The 13,609-nt window shown below is 71.9% G+C and carries 12 protein-coding genes; 10 read left to right on the forward strand and 2 right to left on the reverse strand.

Annotated features, from left to right (window positions below):
- Nucleotides 1–12: 12 nt before the first annotated feature.
- A complete protein-coding gene (locus OG714_RS08590; protein WP_406119717.1) occupies nt 13–2,010 on the forward strand; it encodes an ABC transporter permease in 1,998 nt (665 codons plus the stop codon).
- Between the two features lie 35 nt (nt 2,011–2,045).
- A complete protein-coding gene (locus OG714_RS08595) occupies nt 2,046–2,738 on the forward strand; it encodes a response regulator (RefSeq protein WP_406119718.1) in 693 nt (230 codons plus the stop codon).
- A gap of 4 nt (nt 2,739–2,742) precedes the next feature.
- On the opposite strand, the gene OG714_RS08600 is transcribed toward OG714_RS08595, so the two are convergent.
- Nucleotides 2,743–3,246: a MarR family winged helix-turn-helix transcriptional regulator gene (locus OG714_RS08600; protein WP_406119720.1), complete on the reverse strand. Its 504-nt coding sequence runs from the start codon at nt 3,244–3,246 to the stop codon at nt 2,743–2,745.
- A 252-nt stretch (nt 3,247–3,498) separates the two neighbouring features.
- On the opposite strand from OG714_RS08600, the gene OG714_RS08605 reads away from it, so the two are divergent.
- The 4 genes from OG714_RS08605 to OG714_RS08620 all read left to right on the forward strand — a co-directional run bounded on the left by OG714_RS08605 (nt 3,499) and on the right by OG714_RS08620 (nt 9,110).
- Nucleotides 3,499–4,536, forward strand: coding sequence for a zinc-binding dehydrogenase (locus OG714_RS08605; RefSeq protein WP_406131756.1), 1,038 nt, complete (start codon nt 3,499–3,501; stop codon nt 4,534–4,536).
- Between the two features lie 102 nt (nt 4,537–4,638).
- A complete protein-coding gene (locus OG714_RS08610; RefSeq protein WP_406119721.1) occupies nt 4,639–5,877 on the forward strand; it encodes a sensor histidine kinase in 1,239 nt (412 codons plus the stop codon).
- A gap of 72 nt (nt 5,878–5,949) precedes the next feature.
- Nucleotides 5,950–7,431: an MFS transporter gene (locus OG714_RS08615; RefSeq protein WP_406119723.1), complete on the forward strand. Its 1,482-nt coding sequence runs from the start codon at nt 5,950–5,952 to the stop codon at nt 7,429–7,431.
- A 107-nt stretch (nt 7,432–7,538) separates the two neighbouring features.
- Complete coding sequence (locus OG714_RS08620; RefSeq protein WP_406119725.1) at nt 7,539–9,110, forward strand: carboxylesterase/lipase family protein; 1,572 nt, start codon at nt 7,539–7,541, stop codon at nt 9,108–9,110.
- Nucleotides 9,111–9,174: 64 nt separating this feature from the next.
- On the opposite strand, the gene OG714_RS08625 is transcribed toward OG714_RS08620, so the two are convergent.
- Nucleotides 9,175–9,639 carry a potassium channel family protein gene (locus tag OG714_RS08625; protein WP_406119727.1) on the reverse strand — a complete coding sequence of 155 codons (465 nt, stop codon included), beginning with the start codon at nt 9,637–9,639 and terminating at the stop codon, nt 9,175–9,177.
- 235 nt (nt 9,640–9,874) lie between these two features.
- Between OG714_RS08625 and OG714_RS08630 the strand changes: the two genes are divergently transcribed.
- The 4 genes from OG714_RS08630 (at nt 9,875) to OG714_RS08645 (ending at nt 13,608) form a co-directional block, all read left to right on the forward strand.
- Nucleotides 9,875–10,222: a hypothetical protein gene (locus OG714_RS08630; protein WP_406119728.1), complete on the forward strand. Its 348-nt coding sequence runs from the start codon at nt 9,875–9,877 to the stop codon at nt 10,220–10,222.
- Nucleotides 10,223–10,330: 108 nt separating this feature from the next.
- Nucleotides 10,331–11,215 (forward strand): hypothetical protein, encoded by an 885-nt coding sequence (locus OG714_RS08635; protein WP_406119730.1) that lies wholly within the window; start codon nt 10,331–10,333, stop codon nt 11,213–11,215.
- 136 nt (nt 11,216–11,351) lie between these two features.
- On the forward strand, nt 11,352–12,164 hold the full coding sequence (locus OG714_RS08640; RefSeq protein WP_406119731.1) for an SAM-dependent methyltransferase: 813 nt from the start codon (nt 11,352–11,354) through the stop codon (nt 12,162–12,164).
- A 40-nt stretch (nt 12,165–12,204) separates the two neighbouring features.
- Nucleotides 12,205–13,608, forward strand: a complete 1,404-nt coding sequence (locus OG714_RS08645) for a glutamine synthetase family protein (RefSeq protein WP_406119732.1) — start codon at nt 12,205–12,207, stop codon at nt 13,606–13,608.
- Nucleotide 13,609: the final 1 nt, after the last annotated feature.

Raw genomic sequence — 13,609 nt, forward strand, 5'->3', positions numbered from 1 at the left:
CCGGAGCCCTCGATGCGTTCCCCCGTCCTGCCCCTGACCTGGCACCTCGCGAAGGCGTCCGGCCGCCGCGGCCTGCAGAGCCAACTCCTGGCCGCCGCAGCCGCGGCCGTGGGTTCCCTCGTCCTGCTGACCCTGCTCGCCGCCTACTTCGGTGCGGGAGCCCGCGCCGACCGCACGGCCTGGCGCACCCCCGACGCGGACCGCCACGGCACGGCGATCCAGGCCCTCACCACGACGTACGTCCGCGACCAGCCGATCACGGTCGTCTCCCTCGCCCAACTCCCCAACCGCGCACCGACACCCGCCCCGCCCGGCCTGAACACCTTCCCCGGACAAGGCGAGTTGTACGTCTCCCCCGCCCTCGCCAAGCTCCTCCACGACCTCCCCTCCTCCCAACTGGCCGCCCGTTTCCCGAAGACGACGTCCTACGGCACGATCGGCGCCGCCGGACTCGCCTCACCCGACGACCTCGTGGCCGTCGTCGGCCGGGCGCCCACGGACCCCGCGGTCTCCAAGTCGGCCGGGAACCACGGGATTTACGACCAGGGGCTGACCGCGCGCGCCGAGATATCCGGATTCTCCGGAACGCGACGCAGCGTGTTCACCGTCGACGACCAGAGCGCGGTACTCCTCGGCGTGGGTCTCCTGGTCGTCCCCGTGATCGTGCTGGCCTCGGCGGCCGGACGGCTCGGTGCGGCCCGCCGGGAACAGCGCCTGGCCGCGCTGCGCCTCGCCGGCGCGACTCCCCGCCAGATCCTCGCGATGACCGGCGTGGAGGCGGCCGCGGTGGGTGCGGCCGGTGCCCTGACGGGCGCGGTGGCCTATGGCGCGCTGCTGCCCGCGCTCGCCGAGATCCCGTACGGCATCGGCACCTGGTACACCGGGCAGTTGTGGGTGGGGCTGCCGTGGGTGGCGGCGGTCGTGGTCGGCGTGGCCGCGCTGATCGCCGTCAGCGCGATGTCGATGCTGCGCCGGGTGGCGTCCTCGCCGCTCGGGGTCGCCCAGCAGTCCGATCCACGCCGGACCCGGCTGATCCGGCTCGTCCTGTTCGTGGCGGTGCTGGTCTACATCCGGTCGAGCACGGACGGCAGCACCCTGAAGCCCGGGACACTGGTCGCGCTGATGATCCTGCTCTACGGCGGCTTCTGGATGTTCGGGCCGTGGGTCGTGGACCGCCTCGGCCGGATCGCGGGCCGCTTCGCCCGCCGCCCGGCGACCCTGCTGGCCGCCCGCCGGCTCAGCGACGACCCACGCGGTGCCTGGCGGACGGTGAGCGGCCTGGTGCTGGCCGGGTTCGTCGCCGGGTTCTTCACCGTCGGCCACCTCGGTATCGTCGGCTTCGACCAGCGGGGCCAGGTCGCCGTACCCACCGCGAACGCCACCGCCGCCCGGCACACGGTCGGCGAGGCCCGCACGCTGCTGCGCGCGGCGGGCGTCGAGGCGAGGGTCGGCACGGAGGACAGCGGCTTCCTCCTCGGCGGCATGGACGGCGTGATCGCGCACGTCTCCGGCGGACCGGCCGCCATCGACACGGCGGTCACGGCCCTCCAGCCGCTCGGCGCGGGCCGACTCCCGTACACCGGTGCCTACGCCGAGGCGCAGGACACCGCCATCACCGACCGCCTCGCCCAACTCGCCACCGCCACACTGGCCGTGAGCTTCCTCGTGGCCACGGCCTCCGCGGGCCTGACCGCCGCCGCGAACGTCCTCGACCGCCGCCGTACGTACGGCCTGCTGCGGCTGTCCGGCACTCCGTTGAAGGTGCTGGACCGGGCCAGAGTGCGTGAGACGGTCCTCCCTCTGCTCGTCCTGGCCGGCGGCACCACCGCAACCGGCGTGTACGCCGCCGTCCAGGTCGACAAGGCGGTCGGCAGCACGATCAGCTCCTCCGGCGCCGTACAGCTGGCCGTCTGCGTGACCCTGGGCGCCCTCGCCATGCTCGCCGCGATCGGCGCGAGCCGCCCGCTGCTGCGGGCGGTCACGGCGGACCCGGCCCAGGCGACGGACTGACACCGACCACCACCCTCCTGAGGCATGATCGACCCATGACCGTCCCCGCCCCGCCCATCCGCGTGCTGATCGCCGACGATCAGGAGATGGTCCGTACCGGTTTCCGGTTCTTCCTGGACGCCCAGCCCGACATCACCGTGGTCGCCGAGGCCGTCGACGGCGAGGAGGCCGTGGCACTGGCCCGGCGGGAGCGGCCCGACGTGTGTCTGCTGGACATCCGGATGCCGAAGCTGGACGGCCTGACGGCGACCCGGTTGCTGGCCGGGCCCGACGTCGCCGATCCGCTGCGGGTCGTCGTGGTGACGACCTTCGACCTGGACGAGTACGTGTACGGCGCGCTGCGCGGCGGCGCCTGCGGGTTCCTGCTGAAGGACTCGGGGCCGATCCTGCTGGCGGAGGCGGTCCGGGCAGCGGCGGCCGGTGACTCGCTGGTCTCCCCCTCGGTCACCGTCCGCCTGCTCAAGCACCTCACCGCCGCGACGGCCGAGACTCCCAAGGCGGCCCCCTCCGCACCGGCGCTGCGCGAGCCGCTCACCGACCGCGAGGCCGAGGTCGTCCGCCTGGTCGCCCTCGGCCGCACCAACGCCGAGATCGCCGCCGGACTGTACGTCTCCCTGTCCACGGTGAAGACGCACCTCTCCAGCGTCCAGCTGAAACTGGCCGCGCGGAACCGCGTCGAGATCGCGGCCTGGGCCTGGCAGCACGGTCAGGTGCGGCCGGGTCCCTGAACCGTCAGGCGGACATATCGAGATCTACGGCGGCCTCGGCATAGGTGACGAAGTCGTCGACCAGCTGGTGGAAGAGGCCCGCGAGGTGTCGTAGGTCCTCGGCGGACCAGTGGATCAACGCCATCTCGATACCGCGGCGGCTCGCGTCCCGTATGCGGTTGACGGCGGCCAGGCCGCTGTCGGTGAGCTGCACGCGCTGGGCGCGGCCGTCGTCGGGGTCCGGGATGCGGACCACATGGCCGAGCTGCTCCAACTGCCGCAGCTGGCGCGTGACATGGGAGGCCTCCACGGACATCCGGACCGCCAGCACCCCGGGGCGCAGCGGCTCGCTCTCGGCGATGTACCGGAGGATCGCCACGGCGGCCCGGTCCAGCGGCAGCCCGGCCAGCGCCATCAGGCGCTCGTGCTGCCGGGCCCGCCCCGCCAGGTAGGCGATACGGGTGAGAACCCGCTCGATCTCGGCTACGTCCTCCGGAACGGGCGCTGTCACGGGTGGCGGTGTGGACATGCGCCCACCGTAACAGCTACTTGCCTGAGTCAAGCAAGGTCGGGAACGCTTGCTTGACTCAAGTAACTCATTTATGGTTGCCTAACTCAAGCAAGCCAAGAGCTGGGGCCGCCTGAGCGGAGGTGTCCCCGTCGCGCCGTACACCGTGGGGACGGAGTATGGCGCAGTCACCGGCCCCGGCGGCCGGAGCACTCCCCCCGTCCGCCGCCGGGGCCGGTGACACCCCTCACGCACATGGAAAGCGAGCCCCACATGGCCACGATGAAGTCCGTGCGGACCGGCGCCGTAGACACGATCGACGTGGTGGACGTCGAGCGTCCGGTGCCCGGGCCGAAGGACGCCCTCATGAAGATCCGCGCCTGCGGGATCTGCGGCACCGACACCTTCTTCCTCCACATCGGCGGCGGCCCCTTCGGACCGGGCGGTGCCATGGCCCCGGTGCCCCTCGGCCACGAGCCGGCGGGCGAGATCGTCGAGGTCGGCGCCGAGGTCGACGGCCTGAAGGTGGGCGACCGGGTGGTCGTCAACCCGCAGGGCGCCCCCAGCGGGATCATCGGCTGCGGCGGCAGGCACGGCGCCATGAGCGACTACCTCCTGCTGGAGGACTGCGAGATCGGCAAGAGCGTCACCGTCTTCCCCGACACCGTGCCGTTCGACGTCGCCGCGCTCAACGAGCCGATGGCCGTGGCCCGGCACGCCGTCAACCGGTCCGAGGCCAAACCGGGCGACAAGGTCGTCATCTTCGGTGCCGGACCCATCGGTCTGGGCGCGGCGATCTGGCTGAAGCTGCGCGGGGTCGAGCACGTCGTCGTCGCGGACGTCATCGCCTCACGCCTGGAGACCGCGCTCGCCGTCGGCGCCGACGCCGTGATCAACTCCGCCGAGGAGGACGTCACCGCCCGGCTGACCGAGTTGCACGGCCAGGCCGCCAACGCGCTGGGCCAGCCCCGCCCGGGCACCGACATCTACATCGACGCCGCCGGCGTTGCCGCGGTCGTCAACACCACGGTCGACTCCGCGAAGTGGGGCGCCAAGCTGGTGATGGTCGCCGTACAGAAGAAGGGCGCCGACATCGACCTCGGCGGGATGCTGCGCAGCGAGCTGACGCTGATCGCCTCGCAGGGCTATCCCACCGAGATCTTCGAGGTCACGCGGGAGATCGTCGAGCACCACGAGCGGTTCGCCAAGCTGATCAGCCACCGTGTGCCCTTCGCCGAGGTCGGACAGGCCTTCGAGCTCGCGCTGACGCCGGGCGCGGCGGAGAAGATCGTCGTCACCTTCGACGAGTAGTCGCCGGCGCGCGGGTTCCCGCCGTCGGCCGTGGTCGACGGCGGGAACCCGCGGACGGCCGGCCTTCTCGGACAGGAACCCCCACTCCATGATCCCCACGCCATGATCAACCGCCTGCGGCGCCTGCAACGACTGCTGCGCTGCCATCCCCGTACCGTCGACCTGGTCATCGCCGCCACCCTCTTCGCCTGCTCCTTCCCGGGCAGTGTGATGACGCTCCCGGGCCGCGATCTGAACGTTCCGTGGTGGCCGGGCGTGCTGGTCACAGGCATCTCCGCCCTCGCCCTGCTGTGGCGGCGCACTCTGCCGCGCACCACCGTGGTGGTCACCCTCTGCGGCGCCATGACCGTGGCCGCGCTCGGCTACATCCTCACGGTCCTGGTGATAGGACCGCTGATGGTCGCCCTCTACACGCTGGCCCGGCTCTCCGACCGGACCACCGCGAACCTCTTCACCGTCTCCGGCATCGCCCTGCTGGTCGGCACGGCCCTGCTCGTGGGACCCGACACCGAACCGCTGGTCCTGAAACTGCTCGGCCCGGCCGTCTGGCTGCTGCTGCCGACCTCCCTCGGCACCACGACCCGGCTCCGGGCCGCCTACCTGGAGGCGGTGCAGGCCCGCGCCGAACACGCGGAACGGACCCGGGAGAAGGAGGCGCGGCACCGTGTCACCGAGGAGCGCATGCGGATCGCCCGCGACCTCCACGACGTCGTCGCCCATCACCTCGTCCTGGCCAACCTCCAAGCGGGCACAGTCGTACGGCTGATGCGCAGCCGGCCCGAGGAGGCCGAGCGGATCGCCGGTGAACTCGCGGCCACCACCCTGTCGGCCGTACGCGAACTCAAGGCCACCGTCGGCCTGTTGCGCCATGCCGACGACTCGGAGACTCCGTCGGGGCCCGCACCCGGGCTGGCCCAACTCGCCGAGCTGGCCGCCTCGTTCGAGCCCGCCGGGCTGTCCGTCACCGTCAACACCGAAGGCAGGCCAAGGCCGTTGTCCGCCGGCGTCGACCTCACGGCGTACCGGATCGTGCAGGAGGCGCTCACCAACGTGACCAAGCACGCGGGCACCGGCGCGGCGGAGGTGCGGCTCAGCTACTCGCACGACCGGCTCGGCATCACCGTCACCGACCACGGCGGTACGACACCGCCCTCCTCCCCCGCTCCCGCTCCGACCGACGGCTACGGAGTCATCGGCATGCGCGAGCGCGCCCTGTCCGCCGGGGGGCGGCTGCGGGCGGGGCATCGGCCGCAGGGCGGCTTCGAGGTGGTCACCGAATTGCCGCTGCCCTCTCACCATCAGGCTCACGATCAGCCTCACGACGAGAATGCACTTGCTTAACTCAATCAATCTCATTATGGTTGAGTAAGTCAAGCAACCCCAGCACCGCCCGTTCCCAATGGAGGCACTGCCATGTCCGACGCCCTTGCCCGACCCGCCGAAGCGGGTTCCTCCGCTCCGCCGAGGTCGAACGCCGTCGTCGCGGTGCTGGCCCTCGCCGGGATCGTCGTCTCGCTCATGCAGACCCTGGTCATTCCGATCATCCCGGAGCTGCCGAAATACCTGAACGCCTCCGCGTCGAACACGGCGTGGGCGGTCACCGCCACTCTGCTGGCCGCCGCCGTGGCCACCCCGGTGGTGGGCCGCCTCGGTGACATGTTCGGCAAGCGCCGCATGCTCCTGACCAGCATCATCCTGCTGGTGACGGGCTCGATCGTCTGCGCCCTGGCCGACTCGCTGGTCCCGATGGTCATCGGCCGTGCGCTCCAGGGGCTGGCGGCCGCGGTCGTCCCGCTCGGCATCAGCATCATGCGTGACGTACTGCCCAGCGACCGGCTGGCCGGCTCCACCGCCCTGATGAGCGCCTCGCTCGGTGTCGGCGGCGCCCTGGGCCTGCCCTCGGCCGCCTTTATCGCCGACCACTACAACTGGCACCTCCTCTTCTGGGTCTCCGCCGCCCTCGGCGCCGTCGCCTTCCTGCTGGTCCTGCTGATCGTGCCCGAGTCCAAGGTCCGCACCGGCGGCCGCTTCGACCTGGTCGGCTCGCTCGGGCTCTCCGCCGGGCTGATCTCCCTGCTGCTCGCGATCTCCAAGGGCTCCGACTGGGGCTGGACCAGCGCTACGACCCTGATCCTCGGCTTCGCCGCCGTCGCGATCCTGCTCTCCTGGGGCTGGTACGAGCTGCGCAGCCCGCAGCCGCTGGTCGATCTGCGCACGACCGCGAAGCCGCAGGTGCTGTTCACCAACCTGGCCTCGATCGCCCTCGGCTTCTCGATGTTCGCGATGTCCCTGGTCCTCCCCCAGCTGCTGCAACTGCCCACGCAGACCGGCTACGGCCTGGGCAAGTCGATGCTGATGGTCGGCCTGGTGCTCGCCCCGCAGGGCCTGGTCATGATGGCCATGTCCGCCGTGTCCGCCGCGGTCACCAAGGCCAAGGGCCCGAAGGTCACCCTGATGATCGGCGCGCTGATCGTGACCTCCGGCTACGGCCTGAACATCCTGCTGATGTCCGAGGTCTGGCACCTCATCCTAGTGTCCTGCATCATCGGTGCCGGTGTCGGCTTCACCTACGGCGCCCTGCCCGCCCTGATCATGGGCGCGGTCGACCCGTCCCAGACCGGCGCGGCGAACAGCCTCAACACCCTGATGCGGTCCCTGGGCACCTCCTTCGCCAGCGCCATCGCCGGTGTGATCCTCGCCCAGATGACCACCGACTTCGGCGGCAACGCCCTTCCGTCGGAGAACGGCTTCAAGGTGGTCATGGCGATCGGTGCCGGAGCCGCGCTGCTGGCCTTCTTCCTCGCGAGCCTGATCCCCAAGCGCCGTACGGCGGTTGAGGCACCGGCCGACGCGGAGCCGACTCCGGCTCCCGAGGTCGCCGAGGCCAAGGCGTAAGGCATTCTGGCCATCGAGTACACGGCGGTCGCCGTCCCGCGTGGTGCGGGACGGCGACCGCCCTCGGCTTGCCCGCAGTTCCCCCGGCACACAGCGAGGAGTCCACGATGACGACACCCAACTCCCGTGACACGGCGGCCGGTTCGGCCGACGCACCCGTGGTTCGCTGCGGCGCCGGTGCGGTGCGCGGGAGATGGGAGGACGGGCTGGCGGTCTTCCGCGGCATCCCGTTCGCCGAACCGCCCGTCGGGGAGGCCCGGTTCCAGGCACCGCGACCCGTGCGCGGCTGGGACGGCGTGCGCGAGGCCCACGACTTCGGTCCGCCGCCCCCGCAGGAGTCCGGATTCCAGGGCCGCCGGGGCGTGTTGGAGGCGGCGACGGGCGACGACTGGCTGACCGTCAACGTGTGGACGCCCGCTCCCGATCCGGCGGCCCGCCGGCCGGTCATGGTGTGGATCTACGGCGGCGCCTACAAGTTGGGACACGCGGGCAGCCCCGGCTACGACGCCCAACACATCGCGCAGGACGGCGACTTGGTGGTCGTGACCTTCAACTACCGCGTCGGCATCGAGGGGTTCGCCCGGATCAACGGCGCCCCCGCCAACCGCGGGCTGCTCGACCAGGTCGCCGCGCTGGAGTGGGTGCGGGAGAACATCACCGCGTTCGGCGGCGACCCCGAACAGGTCACCGTCTTCGGCGAGTCGGCCGGTGCCGGGTCGGTGGCGTCGCTGCTGGTCATGCCGAGCGCCGCCGGGCTGTTCCGCCGGGCCATCGCGCAGAGCGTGCCGAGCCCCTTCTTCTCCGACCCGCTGGCCAAGGACATCGCGGCCGCGATCGCCGCCGAGGCGGGACTGCGCCCCACCGCCGCCGACCTGGCGACCGTCGACCCGCGTCAACTGCCGGCCCTGGGCGAGACGTTGACCGCCAAGATGCACCAGTACGAGGACCGGTGGGGCGCCGTCGCCCACACGCTGAGCCCCTTCGCACCCGTCGTCGACGGCGAGGTGCTGCCCACTACGCCCTGGCAGGGCGTCGCGGCCGGCGCCGCCCGCGACGTGGAGCTGATCCTCGGTCACAACCGGGACGAGTTCCGCCTGTTCACCGTGCTCGACGGGCAGTTCGGGAAGATCACCGGGGAGGACGCGGCGACCACGCTGCGCCGGTTCGGGCCCGGCCCCGATGCCGCAACGGCCTACCGCGCCGCCTTCCCGGACGCCTCACCGGGCGAGTTGCACGAGACCGTCAACTCCGACCGGGTGTTCCGCATGCCCTGCGTCCACCTGGCGGATGCGCAGGTCGCCGCCGGCGGACGCGTGCACGTCTACGAACTCACCTGGCCCGCACCGGGGTTGGGCGGAGTGCTCGGCGCCTGCCACGGTCTCGACATCCCGCTGCTGTTCGGCACGTTCACCGCCGACCTGGGCAACCTCCTGTTCGCCGATGTCGAGCCCTCCCCCGAGGCACTGGCGCTGTCGTCCCGTTTCCGCGCGTCCTGGGCGGCGTTCGCGAGGACGGGCGACCCGGGCTGGCCCGCGTACGACAGCGAGCGGCGGCCGGTGCAGGTGCTCGACGCGGAGTCCGTGGTCACGGCGTACCCGGAGGAGGCCTCGCGGCGGGTGTGGGAGGGATATGCCTTCGGTGCGCTGACGTTGGCCGAGCAAACCGGGCAACCCGAGTAACGCGACCGCACGCCCCTCTTGGCCGCGAGCCCCCTCACCCCCAACCCCTCGCCCTCCCGAGTCCTCAGTCCTCGCCCTTCCCGGCCACCAACCGCTCCAGCCGGTCGAACCGCTCGTGCAGAGCCCGTACCGTCTCCGCGCCCAACTCCTCGGCCCCGTGCGCGAGATGATGCCGGCGGCGCTGTTCCCTGCCGACGAACCACGTGGCCAGGGCCGCCGTGACGAGGCCGTAGGTGGTGATGCCGGTGACCATCACCGCCGAGCCGACGACGCGGCCCCACAGGGTCACCGGGTAGAAGTCGCCGTATCCGACGGTGGTCGCCGTCTCGATCGACCACCACAGGGCCTTCGGGTACGTCGTCAGATTGGCGCCGCGCGCTCCCTGCTCGGCGGCGACCACCGCCCAGGAGCCGACGAGCATCACCACGCCGAGGACCGCCGTCGCCGCGCCCGCCGCCTTCAGGTGGAGCGAGCGGCCCTCCCTGCCGAGCAGCAACTCGACCGCCCTGGTGAGGAATCCGGGCAGCATGGTCACTCCTTCGCGCGGGGGTGCCGGGTGGGCGGCCGGAGCTCGTACCGGCCTGGGGCCAGTGTCGGGGCGGGCGGGGGGGGCGGGCATGCCGGGCGGGGCGTTCGAGTTGCCGTACGACGTGCGGCGTTGTGCGCTGGGGGCACTGCTTCGCTGCCCGACCGACCGCGCGGGAACACAACCGACCGCCCGCGAGACGATTCCCCCACCGCCCCACAAGACGGAGGAACCTGCCATGACCGCGGAACCCCGAGCCGTGCCGGAGACCTTCGCGTTCACCTGTGGTGACTGCGGCCACTGCTGGGAGGCCACCTTCCAGGTGATGTTCTTCACCAATCCGACCGACGCCTTCGGCCTGACCACGCAGGAGTACGTCGACGAGGAGGGGAAGGCCCTCAGGTCGCCCCTCGCCGACGCGGTCTGCCCCAAGTGCGGCGGGCGCACGGTGCATGTCCTGGAGGCCGGGCTCGCGGCACGGGCCCGCCGCGCGGAACACGAACCCCTGCCGCCGCACGAGCACCATGAGCACCGTCTGCATCTGCCGCACCGGCATTCCGGCCCGCCGGAGGACGAGGCACGCTGACGCACCCCTACCCGGCGTGACTCACCCGAACGGCCCCCTGCGCTGGAGCCCCGCTCCGCCCGATGGTGCGCTGGGGAGCGACCCACCACTCCCCCAGGAGGCCCCGCCATGCACCGTCGCCCGCCCTCCCGAGCGCCCCGTCCCGCCCGTGTCCTCGCGTCGGCCCTGGCGGTGGGCGCCCTGCTGACCTGCGCGGCCTGCTCCGGCGAGGGCGAGGGCGACGGTGCGGCCGGGGACCACGCCTCGGACGTCGCCGCCTCCCCTCTCGCCGCCGAGTCCCCGCTCGCCTCACCCCGCACCGGAAAATCCGCCTCGCCCCGTGCCCAGAAGTCCGCCGCCCCCGTCCTCACCCCGGCCGGTGCCAAGGCCGCGCTGATCACCGAGGCGGATCTCGAGGACGACTGGACCCAGGTCAAAGACGCCGCCGGCTGGGGCGACAAACTGGTCATCGGGAAGGTCGACGTCGCCGACTTCCTCACCGCGAAGACGAACGCCACCGACTGCCAGAAACTGCTCGACGCGCTCTACGACGACGATCTCCTCGGCAAGCCGTCCGGCGCGTCCGCGCTGACCGGGTTCGAGCAGGACGACTCCCGGCTGCTCTACCAGGTCGCCGCCTACGACCGGGCCAAGCTCGGTGCCTCCCTGAACTGGCTGAAGACGCTGCCGGTGACGTGCGACCAGTTCACCGCGACCGACTCCAAGGGCGGCCACCGGACGGTCCAGGTCATCGAGGACCCGGTGCCCTCCGTGGGCGACGCCCGCCAGGGTCTCCAGGTCACCGTCACGGGTACGAGCGGCAGCGCACCCACCACGCTCACCCTGCAGTTGGCCGTCGTCCGGGTCGGCACCGACGCGATCACCGTCACGTCCGGCGGCCTCGACGGCACGGAGAGCGACACGACCGAGGCCGCCGTGCGGAACGGCACCACGCACCTGAAGGACGTACTGGCCGGACGGACGCCGCCCGCCCAACCCGGCAACCTGGACTGACAGTTGACCGATCCCCGCCGCTCCCGGAGGACATCCGCCAGAAGATTCGCCCCGATGGCCGCGAGCTCTTGGGCCGAGTGATCACCAGACGGCACAATGGAGTTGACGGCCAAACAGGCGACAAAGGAGCCAAGACGTGAGTGACAGCGACACCCCGGCAGAGGGACCGACCCGGCTCAACACCGGTGTGGCGCACAACGCCCGCGTGTGGAACTACTGGATCGGCGGCAAGGACAACTACGAGATCGACCAGCGGGTCGGCGAGCACGTCGCCGGAATGTTCCCGGTGATCCGTGAAGTGGCGCGCGCGGACCGGGACTTCCTCGGCCGGGCGGTGCGCTTCCTCGCCACCGAGCGCGGGGTACGGCAGTTCCTCGACATCGGCACCGGACTGCCCACGGTCGACAACACCCACGAGATCGCCCAGCGCGTCGCACCCGACGCACGCATCGTCTACGTCGACAACGACCCGCTGGTGCTGATCCACGCCCGCACCCTGCTGACGAGCACCCCCGAGGGCGTCACCGACTACATCGACGCGGACGTGCACGACCCGGCGGCGATCGTCCAACGGGCAGCCGACACCCTGGACTTCGACCGTCCCGTCGCGGTGATGATGCTGGGCATCCTCAACTTCATCCTCGACACCGAGGACGCCCGGCAGGTCGTACGCAGGGTCATGGCCGCGGTCCCCTCGGGCAGTTTCCTCGTGCTGACGCACCCGACCTTCGACGCCGACCTCGGCGGCGAGGGCAACGTCCCGGCGATGACGTTCTGGAACGAGAACGCCACTCCCCCGATCACCGCCCGCAGCCGCGCCGACGTCACCGCCTTCTTCGAGGGCCTCGACCTCCTCGACCCGGGCCTGGTGCCGTGCTCGCGGTGGCGTCCGGACTCCGACTCCCCGGCCGTGGTACCGCAGTTCGGGGCGGTGGCCGTGAAACCCTGACGGGGACGCCGACCGTGCAGGACGCGACCGTGGAGGACGTATGACCACCCTTGTCGACCCCCTGCCCGGCGGCCGCCCCGGCGAGGTCGAGCGCGCCACCGCGCTGGCCGCGGAGCTGACCGGGCGGGGTGTGCACGGGATCGTCCTGGCCTACGTCGACACCGCGGGCGTGGGCCGGGTGAAGACGGTCCCGACCGCGAAACTCGCCTCGGCGGCGGCCTGGGGCGTCGGCATGTCCCCGGTGTTCGACACGTTCCTGGCGAACGACTCCATCGTCACCACCGACGTCCTCGGCTCCCCGGACGGCGATCTGCGCCTCTACCCCGACCTCGACCACCTGGCCGTCCTGTCCGGACAGCCCGGCTGGGCCTGGGCCCCGGTCGACCGCGTCACCCAGGAGGGCGAGCGCCACCCCGGGTGCAGCCGAACCTTCCTGCGCCGTACGGTCGTTGACGCGCAGCGGCTCCACGGGCTCACCTTCCGGGCGGGCATCGAGATCGAGTGGTCGCTCGGCCTGGCCACCGCATCCGACGACGCGTTCGTCCCCGCCACGACCGGTCCGGCGTACGGAGCGACCCGACAGGTCGAACTCAGCGACTACGGCGCCGAGTTGCTGTCGGCCCTGGCGACCCAGGGCGTGGACGTGGACCAGTTCCATCCCGAGTACGCGGCCGGGCAGTTCGAGTTGTCGATCGGCGCCCTCGACCCGGTCGCGGCGGCCGACCGCAGTGTCCTCGTACGGCAGACGATCCGCGCGGTGTCCGGGCGGCACGGCCTGCGCGCCTCGTTCACGCCGGCGGTCTTCGCGCAGGGTGTCGGCAACGGCGGCCACATCCATCTCTCCGCCTGGCGCGACGGCGCCAACCTGCATGCCGGGGGCGGCCGTCGCTACGGCATGACGGACGACGCCGAGTCGTTCGCGGCCGGTGTCCTCACCCACCTCCCGGCCCTCGCCGCCGTGACCGCGCCGAGCCCGGCCAGCTACTTCCGCCTCCAACCCTCCCAGTGGGCAGGGGTGTTCACCGCCTGGGGCCGCGAGACCCGCGAGGCGGCGGTACGCGTCGTCACCGGTACGGCCGGCCAGCGCGCCCAGGTGGCGAACCTTGAGGTGAAGCCGGTCGACCTGGCCGCCAACCCGTATCTCGCCCTCGGCTGCCTGATCGCCGCCGGCCTCGACGGCCTCACCTCGTCCGCCGCCCTGCCCGAGGAGACCACCGGAGACCCCGCGCACCTCGGCGCTACGGAGGCCGAGACCCGGGGCGTACGACGACTGCCGACCTCCCTCGCCGAGTCCGTCGCGGAGTTCAGCAAGGACACGCAGCTGCGGGCCGCGCTTGGACCGGTCCTCGCCGACGCGGTGATCGCCGTACGGCAGGGCGAGATCGCGGCCGTGGCGGAGCTGGACGACGACCAAGTGGCTGCCGTGTACCGCTGGAAGTACTGAC

The sequence above is a fragment of the Streptomyces sp. NBC_00989 genome (assembly GCF_045162655.1).
In the GTDB taxonomy this organism is placed as follows: Bacteria; Actinomycetota; Actinomycetes; order Streptomycetales; family Streptomycetaceae; genus Streptomyces.